At 69.8% G+C, this 19,217-nt stretch carries 20 protein-coding genes; 9 read left to right on the forward strand and 11 right to left on the reverse strand.

The window, feature by feature from the left end; all coding sequences use genetic code 11:
* Positions 1-368: 368 nt before the first annotated feature.
* On the reverse strand, positions 369-1,010 hold the full coding sequence (locus AC5P1C_RS11880; protein ID WP_493865720.1) for a DNA-3-methyladenine glycosylase: 642 nt from the start codon (positions 1,008-1,010) through the stop codon (positions 369-371).
* 172 nt (positions 1,011-1,182) lie between these two features.
* Here AC5P1C_RS11880 and AC5P1C_RS11885 point away from each other — a divergent pair, with 172 nt between their 5' ends.
* The 3 genes from AC5P1C_RS11885 (at position 1,183) to AC5P1C_RS11895 (ending at position 3,220) form a co-directional block, all read left to right on the forward strand.
* Positions 1,183-1,965 carry a sporulation protein gene (locus AC5P1C_RS11885; RefSeq protein WP_493865721.1) on the forward strand — a complete coding sequence of 261 codons (783 nt, stop codon included), beginning with the start codon at positions 1,183-1,185 and terminating at the stop codon, positions 1,963-1,965.
* Positions 1,966-2,025: 60 nt separating this feature from the next.
* The gene (locus tag AC5P1C_RS11890; protein ID WP_493865722.1) at positions 2,026-2,559 is read left to right on the forward strand and encodes a YbhB/YbcL family Raf kinase inhibitor-like protein; all 534 of its coding nucleotides are present in this window, start codon (positions 2,026-2,028) and stop codon (positions 2,557-2,559) included.
* A 154-nt stretch (positions 2,560-2,713) separates the two neighbouring features.
* Positions 2,714-3,220 carry an HNH endonuclease gene (locus AC5P1C_RS11895; protein ID WP_493865723.1) on the forward strand — a complete coding sequence of 169 codons (507 nt, stop codon included), beginning with the start codon at positions 2,714-2,716 and terminating at the stop codon, positions 3,218-3,220.
* Positions 3,221-3,300: 80 nt separating this feature from the next.
* On the opposite strand, the gene AC5P1C_RS11900 is transcribed toward AC5P1C_RS11895, so the two are convergent.
* From AC5P1C_RS11900 to AC5P1C_RS11910, 3 genes are all read right to left on the reverse strand, one after another.
* The gene (locus AC5P1C_RS11900) at positions 3,301-4,233 is read right to left on the reverse strand and encodes an SPFH domain-containing protein (protein ID WP_249590768.1); all 933 of its coding nucleotides are present in this window, start codon (positions 4,231-4,233) and stop codon (positions 3,301-3,303) included.
* Between the two features lie 119 nt (positions 4,234-4,352).
* Entirely contained in the window at positions 4,353-4,781 is a 429-nt protein-coding gene (locus AC5P1C_RS11905; protein ID WP_493865724.1) for an NfeD family protein, read from the reverse strand.
* Positions 4,782-4,864: 83 nt separating this feature from the next.
* Entirely contained in the window at positions 4,865-5,662 is a 798-nt protein-coding gene (locus tag AC5P1C_RS11910) for an ABC transporter ATP-binding protein (protein ID WP_493865725.1), read from the reverse strand.
* A gap of 124 nt (positions 5,663-5,786) precedes the next feature.
* Here AC5P1C_RS11910 and AC5P1C_RS11915 point away from each other — a divergent pair, with 124 nt between their 5' ends.
* Positions 5,787-6,569 carry an Rv1486c family protein gene (locus AC5P1C_RS11915; RefSeq protein ID WP_493865726.1) on the forward strand — a complete coding sequence of 261 codons (783 nt, stop codon included), beginning with the start codon at positions 5,787-5,789 and terminating at the stop codon, positions 6,567-6,569.
* 158 nt (positions 6,570-6,727) lie between these two features.
* On the opposite strand, the gene AC5P1C_RS11920 is transcribed toward AC5P1C_RS11915, so the two are convergent.
* The 3 genes from AC5P1C_RS11920 to AC5P1C_RS11930 all read right to left on the reverse strand — a co-directional run bounded on the left by AC5P1C_RS11920 (position 6,728) and on the right by AC5P1C_RS11930 (position 8,944).
* Positions 6,728-6,973, reverse strand: a complete 246-nt coding sequence (locus AC5P1C_RS11920) for a chaplin (protein WP_493865727.1) — start codon at positions 6,971-6,973, stop codon at positions 6,728-6,730.
* A gap of 170 nt (positions 6,974-7,143) precedes the next feature.
* Positions 7,144-7,806 (reverse strand): response regulator, encoded by a 663-nt coding sequence (locus tag AC5P1C_RS11925; RefSeq protein WP_493865728.1) that lies wholly within the window; start codon positions 7,804-7,806, stop codon positions 7,144-7,146.
* Positions 7,799-8,944 carry a GAF domain-containing sensor histidine kinase gene (locus tag AC5P1C_RS11930; protein ID WP_493865729.1) on the reverse strand — a complete coding sequence of 382 codons (1,146 nt, stop codon included), beginning with the start codon at positions 8,942-8,944 and terminating at the stop codon, positions 7,799-7,801. The genes AC5P1C_RS11925 and AC5P1C_RS11930 overlap by 8 nt, the downstream gene beginning before the upstream one ends.
* A 192-nt stretch (positions 8,945-9,136) precedes the next feature.
* Here AC5P1C_RS11930 and AC5P1C_RS11935 point away from each other — a divergent pair, with 192 nt between their 5' ends.
* From AC5P1C_RS11935 to AC5P1C_RS11945, 3 genes are all read left to right on the forward strand, one after another.
* Positions 9,137-9,838 carry an SDR family NAD(P)-dependent oxidoreductase gene (locus AC5P1C_RS11935; RefSeq protein ID WP_493865730.1) on the forward strand — a complete coding sequence of 234 codons (702 nt, stop codon included), beginning with the start codon at positions 9,137-9,139 and terminating at the stop codon, positions 9,836-9,838.
* The gene (locus AC5P1C_RS11940) at positions 9,835-10,935 is read left to right on the forward strand and encodes an S-adenosylmethionine:tRNA ribosyltransferase-isomerase (protein WP_493865731.1); all 1,101 of its coding nucleotides are present in this window, start codon (positions 9,835-9,837) and stop codon (positions 10,933-10,935) included. The genes AC5P1C_RS11935 and AC5P1C_RS11940 overlap by 4 nt, the downstream gene beginning before the upstream one ends.
* Before the next feature lie 292 nt (positions 10,936-11,227).
* Positions 11,228-11,947, forward strand: a complete 720-nt coding sequence (locus AC5P1C_RS11945) for a transglycosylase SLT domain-containing protein (protein WP_493865732.1) — start codon at positions 11,228-11,230, stop codon at positions 11,945-11,947.
* 104 nt (positions 11,948-12,051) lie between these two features.
* On the opposite strand, the gene AC5P1C_RS11950 is transcribed toward AC5P1C_RS11945, so the two are convergent.
* Positions 12,052-14,658 carry an ABC transporter ATP-binding protein/permease gene (locus AC5P1C_RS11950; RefSeq protein WP_493865733.1) on the reverse strand — a complete coding sequence of 869 codons (2,607 nt, stop codon included), beginning with the start codon at positions 14,656-14,658 and terminating at the stop codon, positions 12,052-12,054.
* A gap of 265 nt (positions 14,659-14,923) precedes the next feature.
* On the opposite strand from AC5P1C_RS11950, the gene AC5P1C_RS11955 reads away from it, so the two are divergent.
* Positions 14,924-16,609: a streptophobe family protein gene (locus AC5P1C_RS11955; protein WP_493866049.1), complete on the forward strand. Its 1,686-nt coding sequence runs from the start codon at positions 14,924-14,926 to the stop codon at positions 16,607-16,609.
* Between the two features lie 173 nt (positions 16,610-16,782).
* Entirely contained in the window at positions 16,783-17,997 is a 1,215-nt protein-coding gene (serB, locus tag AC5P1C_RS11960) for a phosphoserine phosphatase SerB (RefSeq protein ID WP_493865734.1), read from the forward strand.
* Positions 17,998-18,069: 72 nt separating this feature from the next.
* Here the strand turns inward: serB and AC5P1C_RS11965 are convergent, their stop codons facing one another.
* The 3 genes from AC5P1C_RS11965 to AC5P1C_RS11975 form a co-directional block, all read right to left on the reverse strand.
* Positions 18,070-18,588 (reverse strand): SixA phosphatase family protein, encoded by a 519-nt coding sequence (locus AC5P1C_RS11965; RefSeq protein ID WP_493865735.1) that lies wholly within the window; start codon positions 18,586-18,588, stop codon positions 18,070-18,072.
* Positions 18,589-18,676: 88 nt separating this feature from the next.
* On the reverse strand, positions 18,677-18,949 hold the full coding sequence (locus tag AC5P1C_RS11970; protein WP_493865736.1) for a hypothetical protein: 273 nt from the start codon (positions 18,947-18,949) through the stop codon (positions 18,677-18,679).
* A gap of 120 nt (positions 18,950-19,069) precedes the next feature.
* Positions 19,070-19,186 (reverse strand): SGM_5486 family transporter-associated protein, encoded by a 117-nt coding sequence (locus tag AC5P1C_RS11975; RefSeq protein WP_493865737.1) that lies wholly within the window; start codon positions 19,184-19,186, stop codon positions 19,070-19,072.
* Positions 19,187-19,217: the final 31 nt, after the last annotated feature.

Raw genomic sequence — 19,217 nt, forward strand, 5'->3', positions numbered from 1 at the left:
GCTGTTGAGTTCTCAAGGAACGGACGCTTCCTTTGTACTCACCCTCTCGGGCTTTCCTCCGGGCGCTTCCCTTCGGTATTTCGTGTTTCCAACCCTACCAGATCCGTTTTCCGTTCCGTTCCCGGTTCGGATTTCATTTCCAGTGGCCGTTGGAGGGCCTTTGCCTTTCGGCGTGCTCACTACGTTAGCGGATTCCCTCTGCAACTCATAATCGAGTTCCGCGGGTTCGAATTCCGGCATGCGAGCATGCGAAATAAGCCCCCGCTGGGGGGAAGTCGTAGGTAGTGGTTGGCCGCTTCCGGCTGCTGGCAGAACGCCGTACCCGGGTCAAGCGGCTCGGGCTACATTACGGTCCCCCATGGGCCGCGTCAAGTTCGGCGGCGTCGGGGCGTATGGGCCCGATAAGGGCTCACAGTCGGGTCGTTGGGGGTCCAGAAGCGCCAGGGGTGGACGGATCCATCGCCGCCGACTCCCGTGCGGGGGCCGTTGCTGACCTGGTCGGGGTGGACGGGGGCGCCCGTAAGGAGGGTGAGGGGAGAGTCCTCGTCCGCGCAGAGGTCGAGGCCGTTCAGGCTTCGGTCCACGTCAAGGGCTGTGGCCAGGCGCGCCGGGCCTTTGGCCAGTTCCCTGTCGTTGCGGGCCGAGAGTCGACGCTTGCGGGCGATCTCGGCGCCGGTCGTGATCTCCCCGGCCCGGAGCAGCACTCCGCTCGCCATTCCCTCCGGTCCGCACACCACGTTGAGGCAGTGCCACATTCCGTAGGTGAAGTAGACGTACGCGTGTCCGGGCGGACCGAACATCACGCTGTTGCGGGCGGTGGGTCCGCGATAGGCGTGTGATCCGGGATCGGCCTCGCCTGCGTACGCCTCCACCTCTGTCAGGCGCAGCTCGATCGGACCGTCCGGTGAGGTGCGGACGAGGATGCGGCCCAGGAGATCCGGGGCGACATCGAGGACAGGGCGCTCGAAGAAGTCTCGTGTGAGGGGCGTACGGTCAGGGGCCTCGATCATGGCGTCCGAGACTAACGGAGACGGTCTGGGAGACGGTCTGTACGGGTGGCTGGTCACCGGCCGGACGGATTGCCAGGGTGAGGCGCGGAACCGGACGTGGGTTCACCGCGTTTGTATGGATCAAGGATTGAAGTCGAGTCGAACCACAGGCGGGGCCTGGGGGAGGAGAGTCATGGGGTTCAAGAAGCTGCTTGCGAGCCTGGGTGCCGGCGGTGCGTCGGTGGAGACGGTGCTGACCGAGGTCAACGTCGTACCCGGTGGCGTGGTCCAGGGTGAGGTACGGATCGAGGGCGGGTCCGTCGACCAGGAGATCGAGGGTCTGTCCGTCGGTCTGCAGGCGCGGGTCGAGGTCGAGGGCGCCGACCAGGAGACGAAGCAGGACATCGAGTTCACCAAGGTGCGGCTCGGCGGGGCCTTCACGCTCAAGGCCGGCCAGGTGCACGCGGTGCAGTTCGGCCTCGAGATCCCGTGGGAGACGCCGATCACGTCCATCGACGGGCAGCAGCTGCGCGGGATGAACATCGGCGTGACCACCGAGCTCGAGATCGCGCGGGCCGTGGACTCCGGTGACCTGGACCCGGTCAACGTGCACCCGCTGCCGGCGCAGCAGGCCATCCTGGACGCCTTCATCCAGCTGGGCTTCCGCTTCAAGAGCGCGGACATGGAGCGCGGCCACATCCGCGGCACGCGCCAGAAGCTGCCGTTCTACCAGGAGATCGAGTTCTTCCCGCCGCAGCAGTACCGCGGCCTGAACCAGGTCGAGTTGAGCTTCGTGGCCGACGACCGCGAGATGGACGTCATCCTGGAGATGGACAAGAAGCCGGGCCTCTTCAGTGAGGGCAGCGACTCGTTCCGCTCCTTCAAGGTCGGGCTCAACGACTTCCAGGGCACGGACTGGGCGGCGTACCTCAACGAGTGGCTCTCCCAGGTCGGCAGCAAGCGCAACTGGTTCTAGGCTCGGAACGGAAGAGCTGCAGAGCTACCGCCGATCAGGAACCAACCAGGAGGTGCCGACGTGACCGAGCTCAAGAGGCCGCCGCTTCCCCATGACTTCCATCCGCCCGTGCCGTCGTTCACGGTCGTGAGCGAGGATTTCGAGCCGGGGGCGGTCCTTAAGGACGCTCAGGTCCATGCGGCCGGGAACACCTCGCCGCACCTGCGGTGGGAAGGCTTCCCGCCGGAGACCAAGAGCTTCGCCGTGACGTGCTTCGACCCGGACGCCCCCACGGGCAGCGGGTTCTGGCACTGGTCCGTCATCGACATCCCGGTGTCGGTGACGGAACTGCCCACCGGTGCGGGCAGCGGCAAGTTCGAAGGCCTGCCCGAGGGTGCGGTCCAGGTGCGCAACGACTATGGGACGAAGGAATTCGGGGGCGCCGCGCCACCGCCCGGTGACCCGGCGCACCGCTATGTGTTCACCGTGTACGCGGTGGACCAGGAGAAGCTCGGCCCGGACTCCGACGCCTCGCCCGCCGTCATCGGATTCAACCTCCGGTTCCACACGATCGGGCGGGCACAGGTGCTCGCCGAGTACGCCGCTCCCGCGTAGTAGCTGAGCGTTCACGGAACGTTTGCCCGCCCCTGGTCATGGAAGTGATCAGGGGCGGGCATTTTTTATTGCGTTGTCCATCTCGGCGCGCCCGGCGAGAGTTGATCCCAGCCCGCCAGGGGGTGGGTCGGTGTGCATACGGGAGGTGGGCGAAATGCGGGACACGCTGGTACTGAACGCGAGCTTCGAGCCGCTGTCGACGGTGACGCTGAACCGTGCCGTCGTGCTGGTCCTCAGCGACAAGGCCGTCGTCGAGCAGGCCCACCCCGGACTCCGTGTGCGCGCGGCGGCGGTAGAGATACCGGTGCCACGGGTGATCAGGCTCTGCAGGTACGTACGGGTGCCGTTCCGAAGACGGGCTCCCTGGTCGCGGCGGGGTGTGCTCGTGCGGGACCAGCACAGGTGCGCGTACTGCGGGAAGCGGGCGACGACCGTGGACCACGTGGTACCGCGGGCGCAGGGCGGTACGGACTCCTGGCTGAACACGGTTGCTTCGTGCGCGACGGACAATCACCGCAAGGCGGACCGTACGCCGGAGGAGGCGGGAATGCCCTTGTTGCGGCAGCCCTTTGAGCCGACTCCTGCGGACGCGATGCTGCTCGCTCTGGGCAGGGACGGCATAGCCTCACTGCCGAAGTGGCTGGCGCAGTCGGCCGCGTAGCCGCGTGCACGTTGTTCTTGGCTGAGCGCGGCCACGCGGTGGAGCCGCATATGTGACAGTCCCGCGCCCCTACGGGGCGCTCAGTCGATCGGCGGCTGTTCGCGGCGCTCCTTGGGGGCGCCGCCCGAGCCGCCGCCCATGGGGTTGAAGTTGCCGAGCGCGCCGCCGAGGCCCTTGAGGGCGTCGCCGATCTCGCTGGGCACGATCCAGAGCTTGTTCGCGTCGCCCTCGGCGATCTTCGGGAGCATCTGGAGGTACTGGTAGGAGAGCAGCTTCTGGTCCGGGTCTCCGGCGTGGATGGACTCGAAGACCGTACGGATCGCCTGGGCCTCGCCCTCCGCGCGCAGAGCCGCGGCCTTGGCCTCACCTTCGGCGCGCAGGATCGCGGACTGCTTCTCGCCTTCCGCGCGCAGGATCTCCGACTGCCGTACACCTTCGGCCTGGAGGATCGCGGCGCGCTTGTCGCGGTCGGCGCGCATCTGCTTCTCCATCGAGTCCTGGATGGAGGTCGGCGGCTCGATGGCCTTGAGCTCGACGCGGTTGACGCGGATGCCCCACTTGCCGGTCGCCTCGTCGAGGACGCCGCGCAGCGCCGCGTTGATCTCCTCGCGGGAGGTCAGGGTCCGCTCGAGGTCCATGCCACCGATGATGTTGCGCAGCGTGGTGACGGTGAGCTGCTCGATCGCCTGGATGTAGCTGGCGACTTCGTACGTCGCGGCGCGGGCGTCGGTCACCTGGTAGTAGATGACCGTGTCGATGTTCACCACGAGGTTGTCCTGGGTGATCACCGGCTGGGGCGGGAACGGGACGACCTGTTCGCGGAGGTCGATGCGGTTGCGGATCGAGTCGATGAACGGGACGACGATGTTCAGGCCCGCATTCAGCGTCCGTGTGTAGCGGCCGAAGCGCTCGACGATCGCCGCGCTGGCCTGCGGGATGACCTGGATCGTCTTGATCAGGGCGATGAAGACCAGCACCACCAGAATGATCAGGACGATGATGATTGGTTGCATCGTTGTTCCCCGTACCCCTCTTGCCTCGGTGTTCCCGGAAGATCCGCAGAGCCGGAACGCGGGTCGGCGAAGATCTTGCTGCTCGAGTCTGTCAGACCGCCGCACACCCCGTGGTCGATTCACATGACGATGGCCGTCGCTCCGTCGATTTCGACGACATCCACCTCGCGCCCCGCCTCGAAGCTCTGCGCGGTGTCGAGTGCGCGGGCCGACCAGATCTCGCCGGCGAGCTTGATCCGTCCCCCGGAGGCGTCGACACGTTCCAGGACGACAGCCGTCTTGCCCTTCAACGCCTCCACTCCCGTGGCCAGTTCGGGCCGTTGAGCTCGATGCCGCGCCGCCACGGGGCGTACGACCGCGATGAGCGCGACCGACACCGCGGCGAAGACGACGACTTGGAGCACGATGCCGCCGCCGAGGCCCGCGGTCACGGCGCCCGCGACGGCGCCCACGGAGAGCATGCCGAACTCCGGCATCGCGGTCAGTACGAGCGGGATTCCGAGCGCGGCGGCGCCGATCAGCCACCACACCCATGCGTCGATGTCCACATGGTCATGGTAGGACCGCGGGACCTTCCCGCACAGGGCACGTGATCTATCGGCCGGAGCGGGCGCGGGAGTTCGCGCCGGTGTCAGCCGAGCGGGAGGCCCTGCGCGCTCCAGCGCTCGCCGCGCTCCTCGACCACCAGGGGCAGTCCGAAGCAGAGCGAGAGGTTCCGGGAGGTCAGTTCGAGCTCCAGCGGGCCCGCGGCCATGATCTTGCCCTGACGGATCATCAGGACGTGGGTGAAGCCGGGGGCGATCTCCTCGACGTGGTGCGTGACCATGATCATCGAGGGGGCGATCGGGTCGCGGGCGAGACGGCCGAGGCGGCGTACGAGGTCTTCGCGGCCACCGAGATCGAGGCCCGCGGCGGGCTCGTCCAGGAGGAGCAGCTCGGGGTCGGTCATCAGGGCGCGCGCGATCAGGGTGCGCTTGCGCTCTCCCTCGGAGAGGGTGCCGAACTTGCGCTCCAGGTAGTCGGTCATCCCGAGGCGGTCGAGGAAGGCGCGGGCGCGCTGCTCGTCGATGTCCTCGTAGTCCTCGTGCCAGCCGGCCGTCATGCCGTACGCGGCCGTGAGCACCGTCTGGAGCACGGTCTGGCCCTTGGGCAGCTTCTCGGCCATCGCGATGCCGGCGACGCCGATGCGCGGTCGGAGTTCGAAGACGTCCGTGCCGGGCTTGCCCAGGGTCTCGCCGAGAATGGTGGCGGTACCGGTGCTCGGGTAGAGGTAGCTGGACGCGACGTTCAGGAGGGTGGTCTTGCCCGCGCCGTTCGGGCCGAGGATGACCCAGCGCTCCCCCTCCTTGACCGACCAGGAGACCTGGTCCACCAGAGCCCGGCCCTCGCGGACCACGGATACGTCCTCCAGCTCCAGTACATCGCTCATGAGCGCGTTGTCTCCCAATGTCAGTCTCGGCTGTCGCTCGCGTCTGTGGACGCAATCCCCTGGGAGAAAACCTACGCCACCGGTCGGGCACTCCAGCCCTTAGCCCGGTCCTTAGGCTGTACGCATGCTCTCGGAACCACGCTCAGGACGCTTGGCGGCATGGGGAAATGCCCTGCTTGCCGGACTTGTCTCGCCGGATGACGCGGTGCTCGCGATGGTCGGCGACGACGCCGTGCACCGGGTCGAAGGCCTCCCCGGCGAGTCGGGGCCCGTCGGTCTCACGCTCGCACTCGGAAGACTGCGCACGCTCGGGGTGACCGGACTGCGGGTCGCGCTGCCCGCGCCGGGCCATCCGCTCGGCCTGAGCGGGCCGCCCGCCTTCAACGCGCGGGCCCTGGACGCGGAGGAGGCGGTCGTCGCCTACGGGGCGCCGTACGGCCTTGTGCCCGAGGTGTCCGAGGCGGGCCCCGAGGGCGATGTGCACGTGGAGGTCCTCTGGCACTGCCTGCCCGTACGGGAGGCGCCGCCCGCCGACGTGCCCTCGCTGAGCGAGGCGGAGCGCGAGCTCGCGGAGGCGCTGCGGGATGCGACGGAGGTGCTCTCGCGGCTCGACGTGGCCGGCTCGGGGCCGGTCGCCGAGGCCGCGGTTGACGCGTACCGGGCGCGGGCGGAGCGGGGGCGCGAGGCCCTGGCGCCGGGATATCCGCCGCGCGCGGTACGGGTGTTGGAGCTGGCCCAGCGAGTCGGCCTGCTGATCTCGGTGGCGTACGAGAACGGCCACGGCGGCGCTGTGAGCGCCTCGGAGATGGCGGCGAGGGGGGCGGCGTTGCGCCCCGTGGAGCGGACGGCTCGGCGGGCGCAGGTGGCTGCGTACAACGCTTACGTGGAGGAGCGGGAGCGGGGCTGAGCCCCGCTGCCCGGGGGCGGCCGTGGCTCCGGGGCCGTTTGTTCCGGAGAGACTGTCGACTGCGGCACCGTCGTAGCTGATCGCGCAGTTCCCCGCGCCCCTTTGGGGCGCAGTCCGCGGCCCCGGGGCTTGCCCCGGGGCCGCGGCTTCGGGGTGCGTCAGTGGTTGACGCCGAGGTTGCCGAAGGCCGGGTTGAGGGCGCCGATGACGGACACGGTGTTGCCCACGGCGTTCACGGGGACGTGCACCGGCGCCTGGACGAGGTTGCCCGAGCCGACGCCCGGCGACTTCACGGCCTTGCCGTTGGCCTGCGCACCGTCCGTGGCAGAGGCGAGACCGGCACCGGCGACGACGAGGCCACCCGCCACCATCGTGACAGCAGCGGCCTTCTTCAGGTTCTTCACTTCTGGACCCTCCTAGCGATCGCTGCGGCCAGCCGCCGCAGCACGCACTGGAGAACGGCCGGGCGACGCACAGGTTGCGCCAAACGGGGGACATCCACACGACGGTATGAATCTCAGTCCGGAACGCGACGGTCCGCATTGTGGGTTGACGGAGTGCGCCGGAGCGTGGATCAGCCGGTCACACCATGTCGTACGGCCCACAGCGCGGCCTGGGTGCGGTCGGCGAGGTCCAGCTTCATCAGGATGTTCGACACGTGGGTCTTGACGGTCTTCTCGGAGAGCACCAGGGCACGCGCGATCTCACGGTTCGAGCGACCGTCGGCGATGAGCCCCAGGACCTCGCGCTCCCGCTCGGTGAGCGAACCACCCCTTCCCTGCCCGGTGTTGGACTCCTCCTGGGAGAGCAGCGCCCCCGCCACCTCGGGCTGGAGGAGCACGTGCCCCGCGTGCACGGAGCGGATGGCGCCCGCCAGGGCCTCCGGGTCGACGTCCTTGTAGACATACCCCGCGGCGCCCGCGCGCAGGGCCGGGACGACCGTGCGCTGCTCGGTGAAGCTGGTGACGATGAGCACGCGCGCGGGGTTGGCCAGTTCGCGGAGCTTGCGCAGCGCCTCGACGCCGTCCATGCCCGGCATCTTGACGTCCATGAGGACGACGTCCGGCTTCAACTTCTCGGCCTGCTCGACCCCTTCGGCGCCGTCCGACGCCTCGCCCACGACCTCGATGTCGTCCTGCACCTCGAGGAACGTACGCAGACCGCGGCGGACCACCTGGTGGTCGTCGACCAACAGCACCCGGATCCCTGTCTTCGGATGGAACACAGCGTCAGCCACCGGGAACCTCCATCTCGATCGTCGTGCCCTTTCCGGGCTCCGATTCCACGGTCAGCCGTCCGCCGACCCCGCCGGCCCGGTCCCGCATGGAGACCAGGCCCAAGTGCCGCCCCGCGCGGCGGATCGCGCGCGGGTCGAAGCCGCTGCCGTCGTCCGTGACGCTCAGCACGGCTCCCGTGCCGCGCCGCACCAGGGTCACGCACACGTGTTCCGCGCCGGAGTGGCGCAGGGCATTGTGCAGTGCCTCCTGGGCGACGCGCAGCACCGCCTCCTCCTGGGCGGCGGGCAGCGCGCGAACAGTGCCGCTCTCGAAGGTGACTTGGGCGGAGTGCGCACGGTCGAGGACCTGCGTGTGCGTGCGCAAGGTGGCCACCAGGCCGTCCTCGTCCAGGGCGGCGGGGCGCAACTCCACGACGGCGGCGCGCAGTTCGTCCGCGGCCTCGGCCGCGAGCGCGGCCACCTGCTGGAGTTCGCCCTTGGCGCGCGAGGGGTCGCGGTCCACCAGTGCGGCCGCGGCCTGGGCCGTCAGGCGCAGCGAGAACAGCTTCTGGCTGACGGCGTCGTGCAGTTCGTGGGCGAGGCGCGAGCGCTCCTCGGCGATGGTCAGCTCGCGGCTGCGTTCGTAGAGCCGGGCGTTCGTGAGGGCGATCGCGGCGTGCTGGGCGAGGATCGAGAGCAGCTCTTCGTCTTCGGCGGTGAAGCCGCAGCCGCCGTCCGGCTTGGGACAGGTCTTGTTGGCGAGGAAGAGCGCGCCGAGTGTCTCTTCCCCGTACCGGATCGGCAGGCCCAGGAAGTCCGACATGTCCGGGTGGGCGGACGGCCAGCCCTCGAAGCGCGGGTCCTTGCGCACGTCGGCGAGGCGCTCGGGCTCGGCCTTGCGCAGCATCGCGGCGAGGATGCCGTGCTGACGCGGCAGGGGACCGATGGCACGCCACTGCTCGTCGCTGACGCCGTCCACGACGAACTGGGCGAAGCCGCCGTGGTCGTCCGGGACGCCGAGCGCCGCGTACTCCGCGTCGAGCAGTTCGCGGGCCGAGACGACGATCGTCTTGAGGACGTCGCGCACCTCGAGCTGTCTGCTCATGGCGAGAAGCGCGGAGCTCACCGCGTTCAGGCCGGACCGATGACCTTGGCTCATGGCCTCACCGTACCGGCGGGGTGTGACAGCGCGTATCGGACCTGTGGCGGCCGCCGCCTAGGCCCGTGGGCGTAGGCCCAAGGGCCCTGAGCCGTTGCGGCCCGCGCACGAGGCGCCGGGGGCGGGTCCGTTCCTACCGTGAGGGCATCCGCTGGAGAAGCGGCTGCTGGGCGACCCGAGGGGACGGATGTCATGCCGGTAGCGATCATCACGGGGGCTTCGAAGGGACTCGGGCGTGCGCTGGGCGCGGCGCTCGCCGAGCGGGGGTGGGATCTGGTGCTCGACGCGAGAACGGCATCCGCGCTCGATGAGGCCGCACGGGACCTGGCGGGGCGCGGCACGCGCGTGGAGGCCATCGCCGGGGATGTCACGGATGCCGCGCACCGGGCTGATCTGGTGGCCGCGGCGCACAAGCTGGGCGGTCTCGATCTCCTGGTGAACAACGCGAGCGCGCTGGGCGCGGAGCCTCTCGTACGCCTGGAAGGGCTCACGCTCGACGGGCTGCGGCAGGCTCTGGAGACCAATGTGGTGGCCGCTCTGGGGCTGGTCCAGGGGGCGCTGCCCCTGTTGCGGGCCTCGGGGGCGGGGGCGGTGGTCGACGTCAGCTCGGACGCGGCCGTCGAGCCGTACGAGACGTGGGGCGGGTACGGAGCGTCCAAGGCCGCTCTCGATCATCTGTCGGCGGTCCTTGCCGGGGAGGAGCCGGGGATCAGGGTGTGGGCGGTCGATCCCGGTGACATGCGGACCGATCTCTACGAGGCGGCCGTTCCGGACGACGACGACTTCTCGGGGCGGCCGTCGCCGGAGACGGTGGCGCCGGCCTTCCTGCGGCTCCTCGACGAGCGGCCTGCCAGTGGGCGCTACGCCGCCTCCTCTCTCCTGGACCTCCGATGACACTGGCCGTGCGGGTGCCCGATGAGCTGTCGGCCCGTATCCCCGCCGAGCAGCGGGGCCAGGGGCTCGGCAGGGACGCGGTGCGGCTGCTCGTGTCGCGCGGGACGGAGGTCTCGCATCACGCGTTCGCCGACCTGCCCGTACTCCTGCGGGCCGGGGACCTGCTGATCGTGAACACCTCACAGACGCTGCCCGCCGCGGTCGACGGAACAGTCACGGCCGACGGAACCGCAAGGCACGCGCGCGTGGTGGTGCATTTCTCGACGCGGGGCGACGACGGACGGTGGGCCGTCGAGTTGCGGGATCCGGACGGCCGGGGCACCACGCGGGCGCGCGCGGGCGGGCCCGCGGATTCAGTCGTGCGGCTCCCCGGTGACGTACACCTCGTTCTCGACGAGCCGCTGGCCCCGGGGAGCGGGCGGTTGTGGTGGGCCAGGGTGTCGGCCGACGTGCCCGCGCTGCTGCGGCGGCACGGGCGCCCCATCCGCTACTCCTATACAGAGAGGGATCAGCCCCTCTCCGCCCACCAGACCGTGTTCGCGCTGCCGTCCGCCGACGGGACGGGCAGCGCGGAGATGCCGAGCGCGGCCCGGCCGTTCACCGCGGGCCTGGTGGCGCGCCTGGTGAGCCGGGGTGTGCAGTTCGCGCCGGTCACGCTGCATACGGGGGTGGCCTCACCCGAGGCGCACGAGCCTCCGTATCCCGAGCTCTTCGAGGTGCCCGAGGCTTCGGCGCGGCTCGTCAATGCCGCGAGGGTGGGTGGCGGGCGGGTCATCGCGGTCGGCACGACGGCCGTGCGCGCCGTCGAGTCCGCCACGGGGTCCGACGGGGTGGTCCGGGCGGCGGCGGGCCGTACGGAACTCGTGGTGACGCCCGAGCGTGGCGTGCGCGTGGTGGACGGGCTGCTCACGGGGCTGCACGAGCCGCAGGCCTCGCATCTGCTGATGCTGGAGGCGATCGCGGGCCGGGCCGCGGTGGACCGGGGTTATGCGGAGGCGGTACGCCGTCTCTACCTGTGGCACGAGTTCGGCGACGTGCATCTCCTCCTTCCGGAGGATGCTGCTCACGCAGAGAGTTGCGACGGCAACTGTTGGTGAGGCTGTTACGTGTTCGATGTGAGCCCGCGCATAGGACGCACGTCACGTACGAAGTCTCCTAGTGGATGCAATATCCCTTTATGCGCGGCGGTGCAATGCCGTCAAAGGGTACGGCGCACCCCCTGATCCACTACCTGGCTTCGTACGTCACTGCTTTGCCACAGAATTTTGCGGCCGCTAAGAATTGCACCCGTCGCTCGGCGCCGCGGTCTCGCACCGCGGCGTTTGTGCCGGGTAAGCAATGTCCCCGCCGGCCAGAGCGACCTCCGCGATTCGAAGAGGTCCATCTCCCATGTCCAAGCTCAGCACCCCCGGTCATAGTCGCCCCGCGCCGACCAAGACCCAGAAGTTCACGATCGCCGGTGTCGCCACGCTCGGCGCCGCTGCCCTCGCGTTCTCCCTCGTGCCGGGCAGTGCCGATGCCGGAACCCAGACGCAGAGCGTCGAGGCCGCCCCGGTGGCCTTCAAGCAGAACGCCGACGCCCAGCAGGCCGTCGAGGCCGGTGTCATCAAGCAGCACACCGCCGTCGACAAGCAGGCGAAGGACGCCGCTGCCGCGAAGGCGAAGGCCGCGGCCGACGCCGCCGCGAAGAAGAAGGCCGACGAGCAGGCCGCCGCCAAGAAGAAGGCCGAGGCCGACCGCAAGGCCAAGGAAGCCGCGAGCCGTGCCGCCGCGCGCAAGCCGGTCTACGCCAACAACCTCGACGGCTGGATCCGCCAGTCCCTGGACATCATGAAGTCCAAGGGCATCCCCGGTTCCTACGAGGGCCTGCACCGCAACATCATCCGTGAGTCCTCGGGCAACCCGAACGCCAAGAACGGCTGGGACATCAACGCCATCAACGGCACCCCGTCCGTCGGCCTGCTCCAGGTCATCCAGCCGACGTTCAACGCGTACCACGTCGAGGGCACGTCCACGAACATCTACGACCCGGTCGCCAACATCACGGCCGCGGCCAACTACGCGGCCGACCGGTACGGCTCGATGGACAACGTGAACGGCGCCTACTGAGCCTGATCCCTGATCAACGGACCTCTTCGCCGAGGCTCCACAGACGCCGAAGGGCGGCACCCCGCACGGGGTGCCGCCCTTCTCGTCTGCCCGCGGGCAGCTGCTTACTTGCGCATGACCTCGGGCTCGTGGCGGCGCAGCAGTCGCGCGACCGCGAAGCCGCAGGCGATGCCGATCAGGAGCAGGATCGTGATGTTCATGCCCCACTGCCCGGCCGTGTGCTCCCACAGCGGGTCGAGGTCGCCCGGCTTCTTCGGGTCCCACGGCGGCATGAGGTGCGCCAGGTCAAGCGTGGAGCCCGCACCGGCGATGGCCCAGCGCGAGGGCATCAGCCAGGCGAACTGTTCCAGGCCCGGCGAGCCGTAGACCTGGAAGAGCACGCCCGTGAAGACGACCTGGACGATCGCGAACATCACCAGGAGCGGCATGGTCTTCTCGGCGGTCTTCACCAGCGAGGAGATCACCAGGCCGAACATCATCGAGGTGAAGCCCAGGGCGATGATGACCAGGCAGATCTCGACGGCCGGGGGCATGATCAGGCCCTCTTCCGGCATGTCGCGCGTGGCGAAGCCGATGCCGCAGATGATGACGCCCTGGAAGGCCGTGATCACGCCGAGGACGATGACCTTGGACATCAGGTACGCCGAGCGGGACAGACCGGTGGCCCGCTCCCGTTCGTAGATGACCCGTTCCTTGATCAGCTCACGTACGGAGTTGGCCGCGCCGGAGAAGCACATGCCGACCGCGAGGATCAGCATGATCGTGCCGGCGTCGCCGTTGAACTTCGACGGCGGCTTGGGCGGGCCGAGCCCGAAGTCGGCGGGGATGACGACGCTGACGATGCCGAGGACGGCGGGCAGGATCACCATCAGACCCAGGAAGCCCTTGTCGGACGCGATCACCGAGCTGTAGCGGCGGATGAGGGTCCACAGCTGCGAGCCCCAGCCCTGCGGCTTGGGCGGCCTGATCGCCTGCGGAGGCGGCATGTGGACGGACTGCGGGGCCACGGCGTCGATGTCGGCGGCGTACATCTGGTAGTGCTGCGAGCCCTTCCAGCGGCCCGCCCAGTCGTAGTCGCGGTAGTTCTCGAACGCCGAGAAGACGTCGGCCCACGTCTGGTAGCCGAAGAAGTTGAGCGCTTCCTCCGGCGGACCGAAGTACGCGACCGAGCCGCCCGGCGCCATCACCAGGAGCTTGTCGCAGATCGCGAGCTCGGCGACCGAGTGCGTGACGACCAGGACCGTACGGCCGTCGTCGGCGAGGCCGCGCAGGAGCTGCATGACGTCGCGGTCCATGCCCGGGTCGAGGCCGGAGGTCGGCTCGTCCAGGAAGATCAGCGACGGCTTCGTGAGCAGCTCGAGGGCCACCGACACACGCTTGCGCTGGCCACCGGAGAGGGAAGTGACCTTCTTCTCCTTGTGGATGTCCAGCTTCAGCTCGCGCAGGACCTCGTCGATGCGCTGCTCGCGCTCCTGCTCGCTGGTGTCCGAGGGGAAGCGCAGCTTGGCGGCGTACTTGAGCGCCTTCTTGACGGTCAGTTCCTTGTGCAGGATGTCGTCCTGCGGGACCAGACCGATGCGCTGGCGCAGCTCGGCGAACTGCTTGTACAGGTTCCGGTTGTCGTAGAGGACGTCACCCTTGTTGGCGGGCCGGTAGCCGGTGAGCGCCTTGAGCAGGGTGGACTTTCCGGAGCCCGAGGGGCCGATGACCGCGATGAGCGACTTCTCCGGGACGCCGAAGGAGACGTCCTTGAGGATGTCCTTGCCGCCGTCGACCGTCACCGTGAGGTGGCGCGCGGAGAAGGAGATCTCACCGGTGTCGACGAACTCCTCGAGCCGGTCGCCGACGAGCCGGAACGTCGAGTGACCGACGCTGACGATGTCGTTCGGGCCGATGAGGGCCGTGCCCGACTTCGCGACCGGCTGACCGTTGATGTACGTGCCGTTGTGCGAGCCGAGGTCGTGGATCTCGAAGCGGCCGTCCGGAGTGGCCGTGAACTCGGCGTGGTGGCGGGAGACCTGGAGGTCGGAGACGACCAGTTCGTTCTCCAGGGCGCGGCCGATGCGCATCTTGCGGCCGAGCGCGAGCTGGTGGAACGTCGTCGGGCTGCGGTCTCCGTAGACCGGCGGGGCCCCCGCGACACCGCCGGAACCCGCACCGGGGCCCTGCTGCTGCGGGACCTGCGGTTGCTGGGGCTGCTGGTGCTGAGCCTGCTGCTGTGGCTGCTGCCAGCCCTGCTGCTGGGGCATCTGCTGCTGCGCCTGGTACTGCGGCGCCTGCGGCTGGGCTGCCTGCTGCTGGGATGCCTGAGCGGCCCAGCCGGGTCCGCCCTGCTGCTGCGCCTGGTGTTGCGGCACCTGATGAGCGGGTGCCTGCTGAGCGGCCTGCTGCGGTGCGGAAACGGCGGCGGCGCCGGAGGCACTGCCCGACACATTCAGCCGCGGACCGTCGGTCGCGTTGCCGAGGTTCACCGCCGAGCCGGGGCCGATTTCCATCTGGTGGATCCGCTGGCCCTGCACAAAGGTGCCGTTGGTGCTGCCGTGGTCCTCGATGACCCAACTGCGGCCGCTCCAGCTGATCGTGGCGTGACGCCAGGACACCCTGGCGTCGTCAAGCGCGAGATCTCCCTGCGGATCACGTCCGAGGGTGTACGACCTGGATGGATCGAGCGTCCAGGTCCTTCCATTCAATTCCAGTACGAGTTCCGGCACTCCAGCCCCACTGAGTTGTCCCCCGAGCTAGCCCCCGTCATGGGGAGTCTAGGGATGTCGAACATCGGGAGGAACTATTTCAGGCGGAGGCCTCTGACCGAAAGTCGGGCCTTGTGAAGACTGCGTACGGGCCTGAGCGACCGCCCCGTTGACGGGGCAGAAACCGCCCCGGAGAGTAGTAACCGCCCATGAGTGCGTACGGATCATGCGCATTGCACACATCCCGTACGAATGGGGCGACGCGGTGCGAGTCGGGGGGTCCTTCATGGAGACCGGCGGGAAACGGGCCGAAGACCGGGGTGTGCGGTGGGGCGATGTGCTGCTGTCCGCGATCGCCGCCGTGAGCTGGGCTCTTGTCGGCATGGCCGGTACGGCCGCGCTCGGCCTGCACCTCCTCGGCGCGGACGCGGTGGGGTCACTGGGGCCGATGACGGCGGCTGTGGTGGCGCTGGGCGCGGGCGGCTCGGTCACGCCGTCCGGTGACGTATCGGCGTTCGGACTCGAAGGTGCCGAGGCGACCACCGCGATCGACATCGCGCCGCTGGGCGTGGGCCTCGCGGGCGCGGTCCTCCTTGCGTATTTTTTCCTACGTTCCTTGCGCGGGACGGGAGTTGCGATCACGGCCGCCGAACTGGCGGCGCGCGCGGGCGCCGTGATCGCCCTCTTTCTGGCGATGCTCGGCGGGTTGGCATGGGCGGGTCACGACATCATCACGATCGACGGCGACCAGCTGGGGATCGACAAGGGCATCGACGAGGGGATCGACCAGCTCCCTGACGACATCACGGACAAACTCCCCGACGGGCTCGGTGACATCGGCGGTCTGCTGCCCGACCGGCTCGGCGACCTCGCGCAGGCGAAGGCGGCGGTCGGCTTCACCGTGGACACGGGCCCGACGCTGCTCGGCGGCGCGGTGTGGGTGACCGGCGTCCTGCTGATCGCGCTGCTCGCCTCACGTCGTACGCCGCTGCCGGGCGGGTGGGACGCCGTGCACCGCGTGCTGCGGCCCGCGACGTCCGCGCTGGTCACGGTGGTGCTCATGGCGGTGGTCGCCGGGCTCGCGGCGGCGCTGTACGCGATGATCGGCGACGCGCATCCCAAGCGGATCGCGGGCGCCGCGCTGCTCGGGGCCCCGAACGGGGTGTGGCTCGGGGTGCCGATCGGGCTCTTCGTGCCGTGGGACGGCGAGGCGACGGGTGAGCTGGCGAAGCTCCTTCCCGATCCGCTGGACGACTTCCTGTCGGGGTCGGGCGGCTCGGGGACCGAGGCGGTGACGCTGGGGCGGCTCGCCGAACTCGACAGCAGGGTCTGGCTCCTGGGCGTCGCGGCGGCCCTGATGATCCTCTTCGCGGGGGTGCTCACGGCTGTCCGCACTCCCTACTTACGTGGCGAGACGGGAGCTCTGAGGTTCGCGGGGCAGTGCGCCGTGCGGCTCGGCGTGGTGACGGCGCTCGCACTGCCGTTGATGGTGTGGCTGACGGGAGTGTCCGCGGATGCCTCACTCTCGGTGCTCGGCTTCGACGCGTTCGGGGCGGGGATCGAGCTGCACGGGCAGCTGGGGGCGGCGGTGCTTCTCGGGGCGGCGTGGGGCGTGGGTGCGGGGGCGGTGGGGGCGGTGCTTGCTGTGGCCAGTGGGGCTGCGGGCGGTCGGGTCGCGCCGTTCGCCCTCGCCGGGGAGGTGCGTGAGGCGGTGCCGCCGGCGGAGGTGGCGACCCCTGCTGCGGGGCCGTACAGCCCCAGCGATCCCTACCGGCCCGCGAACCCTGACACGAACCCCTACCTCCGGCCGCCGCGCGATGTCTCCGGGGCGCCGACACAGGTGGGGCCGATCATGCCTCCCCCGCAGCCGAGGCCGCGGCCCCGTTCCTCGGGCGACGGCGACTGGCCACCGCCGCCTCCCCCGCCGCCACCGCCTCCGGGGCAGGGCCCTCCGGGCGGAGGGAGGCGGTAGCGCCGCTTCTCCGCCTGGCGGTGGGGCGTTCCTGCGTCGCCGCGAAGCGGGCGGGACGGGAACGCCCCACCGGCCGGCAGACGAAGACCCGCCCCTCTCCCCCCACCGGGAGGTGTCCGGCACGCGGACCACCCCGGCGGCCGAGCCGCGCCGCCGGATACGGTGGGCTCACCATGAGCGCTCCGCAGCCCCCGCAGCCCGCCGATGTCCCCACGCTCCTCGTCAAGATCTTCGGCAAGGACCGTCCCGGAATCACCGCTGGACTCTTCGACACCCTCGCCGCCTACTCCGTCGACGTCGTCGACATCGAGCAGGTCGTCACCCGTGGCCGCATAGTGCTGTGCGCGCTCGTGACCGCGCCGCCGGCCGGCCTGGAGGGTGACCTGCGATCCACCGTGCACAGCTGGGCCGAGTCCCTGAAGATGCAGGCCGAGATCATCTCGGGCATCGGTGACAACCGCCCGCGTGGCCTCGGCCGTTCCCACGTCACCGTGCTCGGCCACCCGCTCACCGCCGAGTCGACCGCCGCCATCGCCGCCAGCATCACCGGCACCGGCGGCAACATCGACCGTATCTTCCGGCTCGCCAAGTACCCGGTCACAGCGGTCGAGTTCGCCGTGTCCGGCACGGAGACCGAGCCGCTGCGCACCTCCCTCGCCCTGGAGGCCGCGCGGCTCGGCGTGGACGTCGCCGTCGTCGCCTCGGGGCTGCACCGCCGGGCCCAGCGGCTCGTCGTGATGGATGTCGACTCGACCCTCATCCAGGACGAGGTGATCGAGCTCTTCGCGGCGCACGCCGGCTGCGAGGACGAGGTCACTGAGGTCACCGCGGCCGCGATGCGCGGCGAACTGGACTTCGAGCAGTCGCTGCACGCCCGCGTGGAGCTCCTCGCCGGGCTCGACGCCTCGGTCGTCGACAAGGTCCGCTCCGAGGTCCGCCTCACCCCCGGCGCCCGCACCCTGATCCGTACGCTCAAGCGCCTCGGCTATCAAGTGGGCGTCGTATCGGGCGGGTTCACCCAGGTCACCGATGATCTGAAGGAACGTCTCGGCCTCGACTTCGCCCAGGCCAACACCCTGGAGATCGTCGACGGCAAGCTCACCGGCAAGGTGACCGGCGAGATCGTGGACCGCGCGGGCAAGGCCCGTCTGCTGCGCCGCTTCGCCGAGGAGGCCGGGGTCCCGCTGGAGCAGACCGTCGCGATCGGCGACGGCGCCAACGACCTCGACATGCTGAACGCGGCCGGTCTCGGTGTCGCCTTCAACGCCAAGCCCCTCGTCCGCGAGGCCGCGCACACCGCGGTGAACGTCCCGTTCCTCGACACCGTCCTCTACCTCCTCGGCGTCACCCGCGAAGAGGTCGAAGCGGCGGACACGCACACCGACTGACGCACGTACGCCGACGGGCCCCGGAACCGCTGCGGTTCCGGGGCCCGTCGGCGTACGTGCGTCGGGTGAGGCCTATTCGGAGGGCGCCCAGTAGTCGGCGAGCGTGCCGACTCCCGGCTCCAGGGCCTTCCACGAGCCGGAGTACGTCAGGACGGCGAAGGCCGAGGTCGGAAAGCCGCGTCGGTCCATCCGGGTGCGGGCGTCACCCTCGGCGTCCCCGGCGAGAATGTCGGCGAGCCCCTGCACTCCGGGGTTGTGGCCGATCAGCACGACGTTCTGTACGTCGTCCGGGGTTTCGTTGAGCACGGCGATCAGCTCGCCCGGAGAGGCCTCGTACAGCCGCTCCTCGTAGACGGTCTTGGGCCTGTGCGGCAGCTCATGGACGGCGAGCTTCCATGTCTCGCGGGTCCTGGCGGCGGTCGAGCAGAGGGCCAGGTCGAAAGGGATGCCGCTGTCGGCCAGCTTGCGCCCGGCGACGGGGGCATCCTTCCGGCCGCGCTCCGCGAGCGGACGCTCGTGGTCGGACACCTGCGGCCAGTCGGCCTTCGCATGCCGGAAAAGGACAATCCTGCGGGGTTCTGCGACGCTCATGCGTCCCAGCTTCGCATGAAAGGCGGCAGCGGGCGCAAGGAGTTGGCGCGCTCCCCCGGCACGGGTGACCGCGTCCGTCAGGGGCAGGTCACGGGGTCGTACGGAAGACCGTCTCCTGGATGCGCTCGAGCACGTGCGTCACCACCGGCTCGCCGCTCGCCGCGTGTGCGTCGGCGGGGTTCAGTATCAGCAGGAGCAGGGCGGCGAAGGCGACGGCGGGCAGGGCGATGGCCCACCACGGAAGCTGGATCTCGACGCTCGCGGAGTCCTTGCGGGCTCCCGGGTGGCACCGAGTGTGCGAACGGGCCGACATGCCGCCTCCGTGGTCTTCGAGTCCTGCGCGCCGCGTCTTCGCGGCCACATCTCGAAGGTACGGATCCGGCAACCCTCAGCACATCCGGTGATCCACCCACTTGACCCTGACACTGACCCCCTAGGGGATGGTGGTGCTAGCCCCACCATCCGCTCCGCCGGGGGCAGTTCACGGCGAGGCGATGGAGGCGATGATCCCGATGATCACGGTGATGCCGATCATCGCGCCAAACACGATGAGCAGCTTCTTCTGGCCGTTCGGGGGGTTCGGATCGAGCACAGGCATGCGAAGAGTCTCGCACCCTTCGTCCGACGCG

It is taken from the genome of Streptomyces sp. A18, from assembly GCF_059026065.1.

Coding starts and splice junctions, on each gene's coding strand:
- AC5P1C_RS11895 (WP_493865723.1), top strand. CDS start 2,714: ATGCGGGACACGCTGGTACTGAACGCGAGCTTCGAGCCGCTGTCGACG.
- AC5P1C_RS11910 (WP_493865725.1), bottom strand. CDS start 5,662: ATGAGCGATGTACTGGAGCTGGAGGACGTATCCGTGGTCCGCGAGGGC.
- AC5P1C_RS11935 (WP_493865730.1), top strand. CDS start 9,137: ATGCCGGTAGCGATCATCACGGGGGCTTCGAAGGGACTCGGGCGTGCG.
- AC5P1C_RS11930 (WP_493865729.1), bottom strand. CDS start 8,944: ATGAGCCAAGGTCATCGGTCCGGCCTGAACGCGGTGAGCTCCGCGCTT.
- AC5P1C_RS11940 (WP_493865731.1), top strand. CDS start 9,835: ATGACACTGGCCGTGCGGGTGCCCGATGAGCTGTCGGCCCGTATCCCC.
- AC5P1C_RS11975 (WP_493865737.1), bottom strand. CDS start 19,186: ATGCCTGTGCTCGATCCGAACCCCCCGAACGGCCAGAAGAAGCTGCTC.
- AC5P1C_RS11880 (WP_493865720.1), bottom strand. CDS start 1,010: ATGATCGAGGCCCCTGACCGTACGCCCCTCACACGAGACTTCTTCGAG.
- AC5P1C_RS11900 (WP_249590768.1), bottom strand. CDS start 4,233: ATGCAACCAATCATCATCGTCCTGATCATTCTGGTGGTGCTGGTCTTC.
- AC5P1C_RS11955 (WP_493866049.1), top strand. CDS start 14,924: ATGGAGACCGGCGGGAAACGGGCCGAAGACCGGGGTGTGCGGTGGGGC.
- AC5P1C_RS11945 (WP_493865732.1), top strand. CDS start 11,228: ATGTCCAAGCTCAGCACCCCCGGTCATAGTCGCCCCGCGCCGACCAAG.
- AC5P1C_RS11915 (WP_493865726.1), top strand. CDS start 5,787: ATGCTCTCGGAACCACGCTCAGGACGCTTGGCGGCATGGGGAAATGCC.
- AC5P1C_RS11965 (WP_493865735.1), bottom strand. CDS start 18,588: ATGAGCGTCGCAGAACCCCGCAGGATTGTCCTTTTCCGGCATGCGAAG.
- AC5P1C_RS11885 (WP_493865721.1), top strand. CDS start 1,183: ATGGGGTTCAAGAAGCTGCTTGCGAGCCTGGGTGCCGGCGGTGCGTCG.
- serB (WP_493865734.1), top strand. CDS start 16,783: ATGAGCGCTCCGCAGCCCCCGCAGCCCGCCGATGTCCCCACGCTCCTC.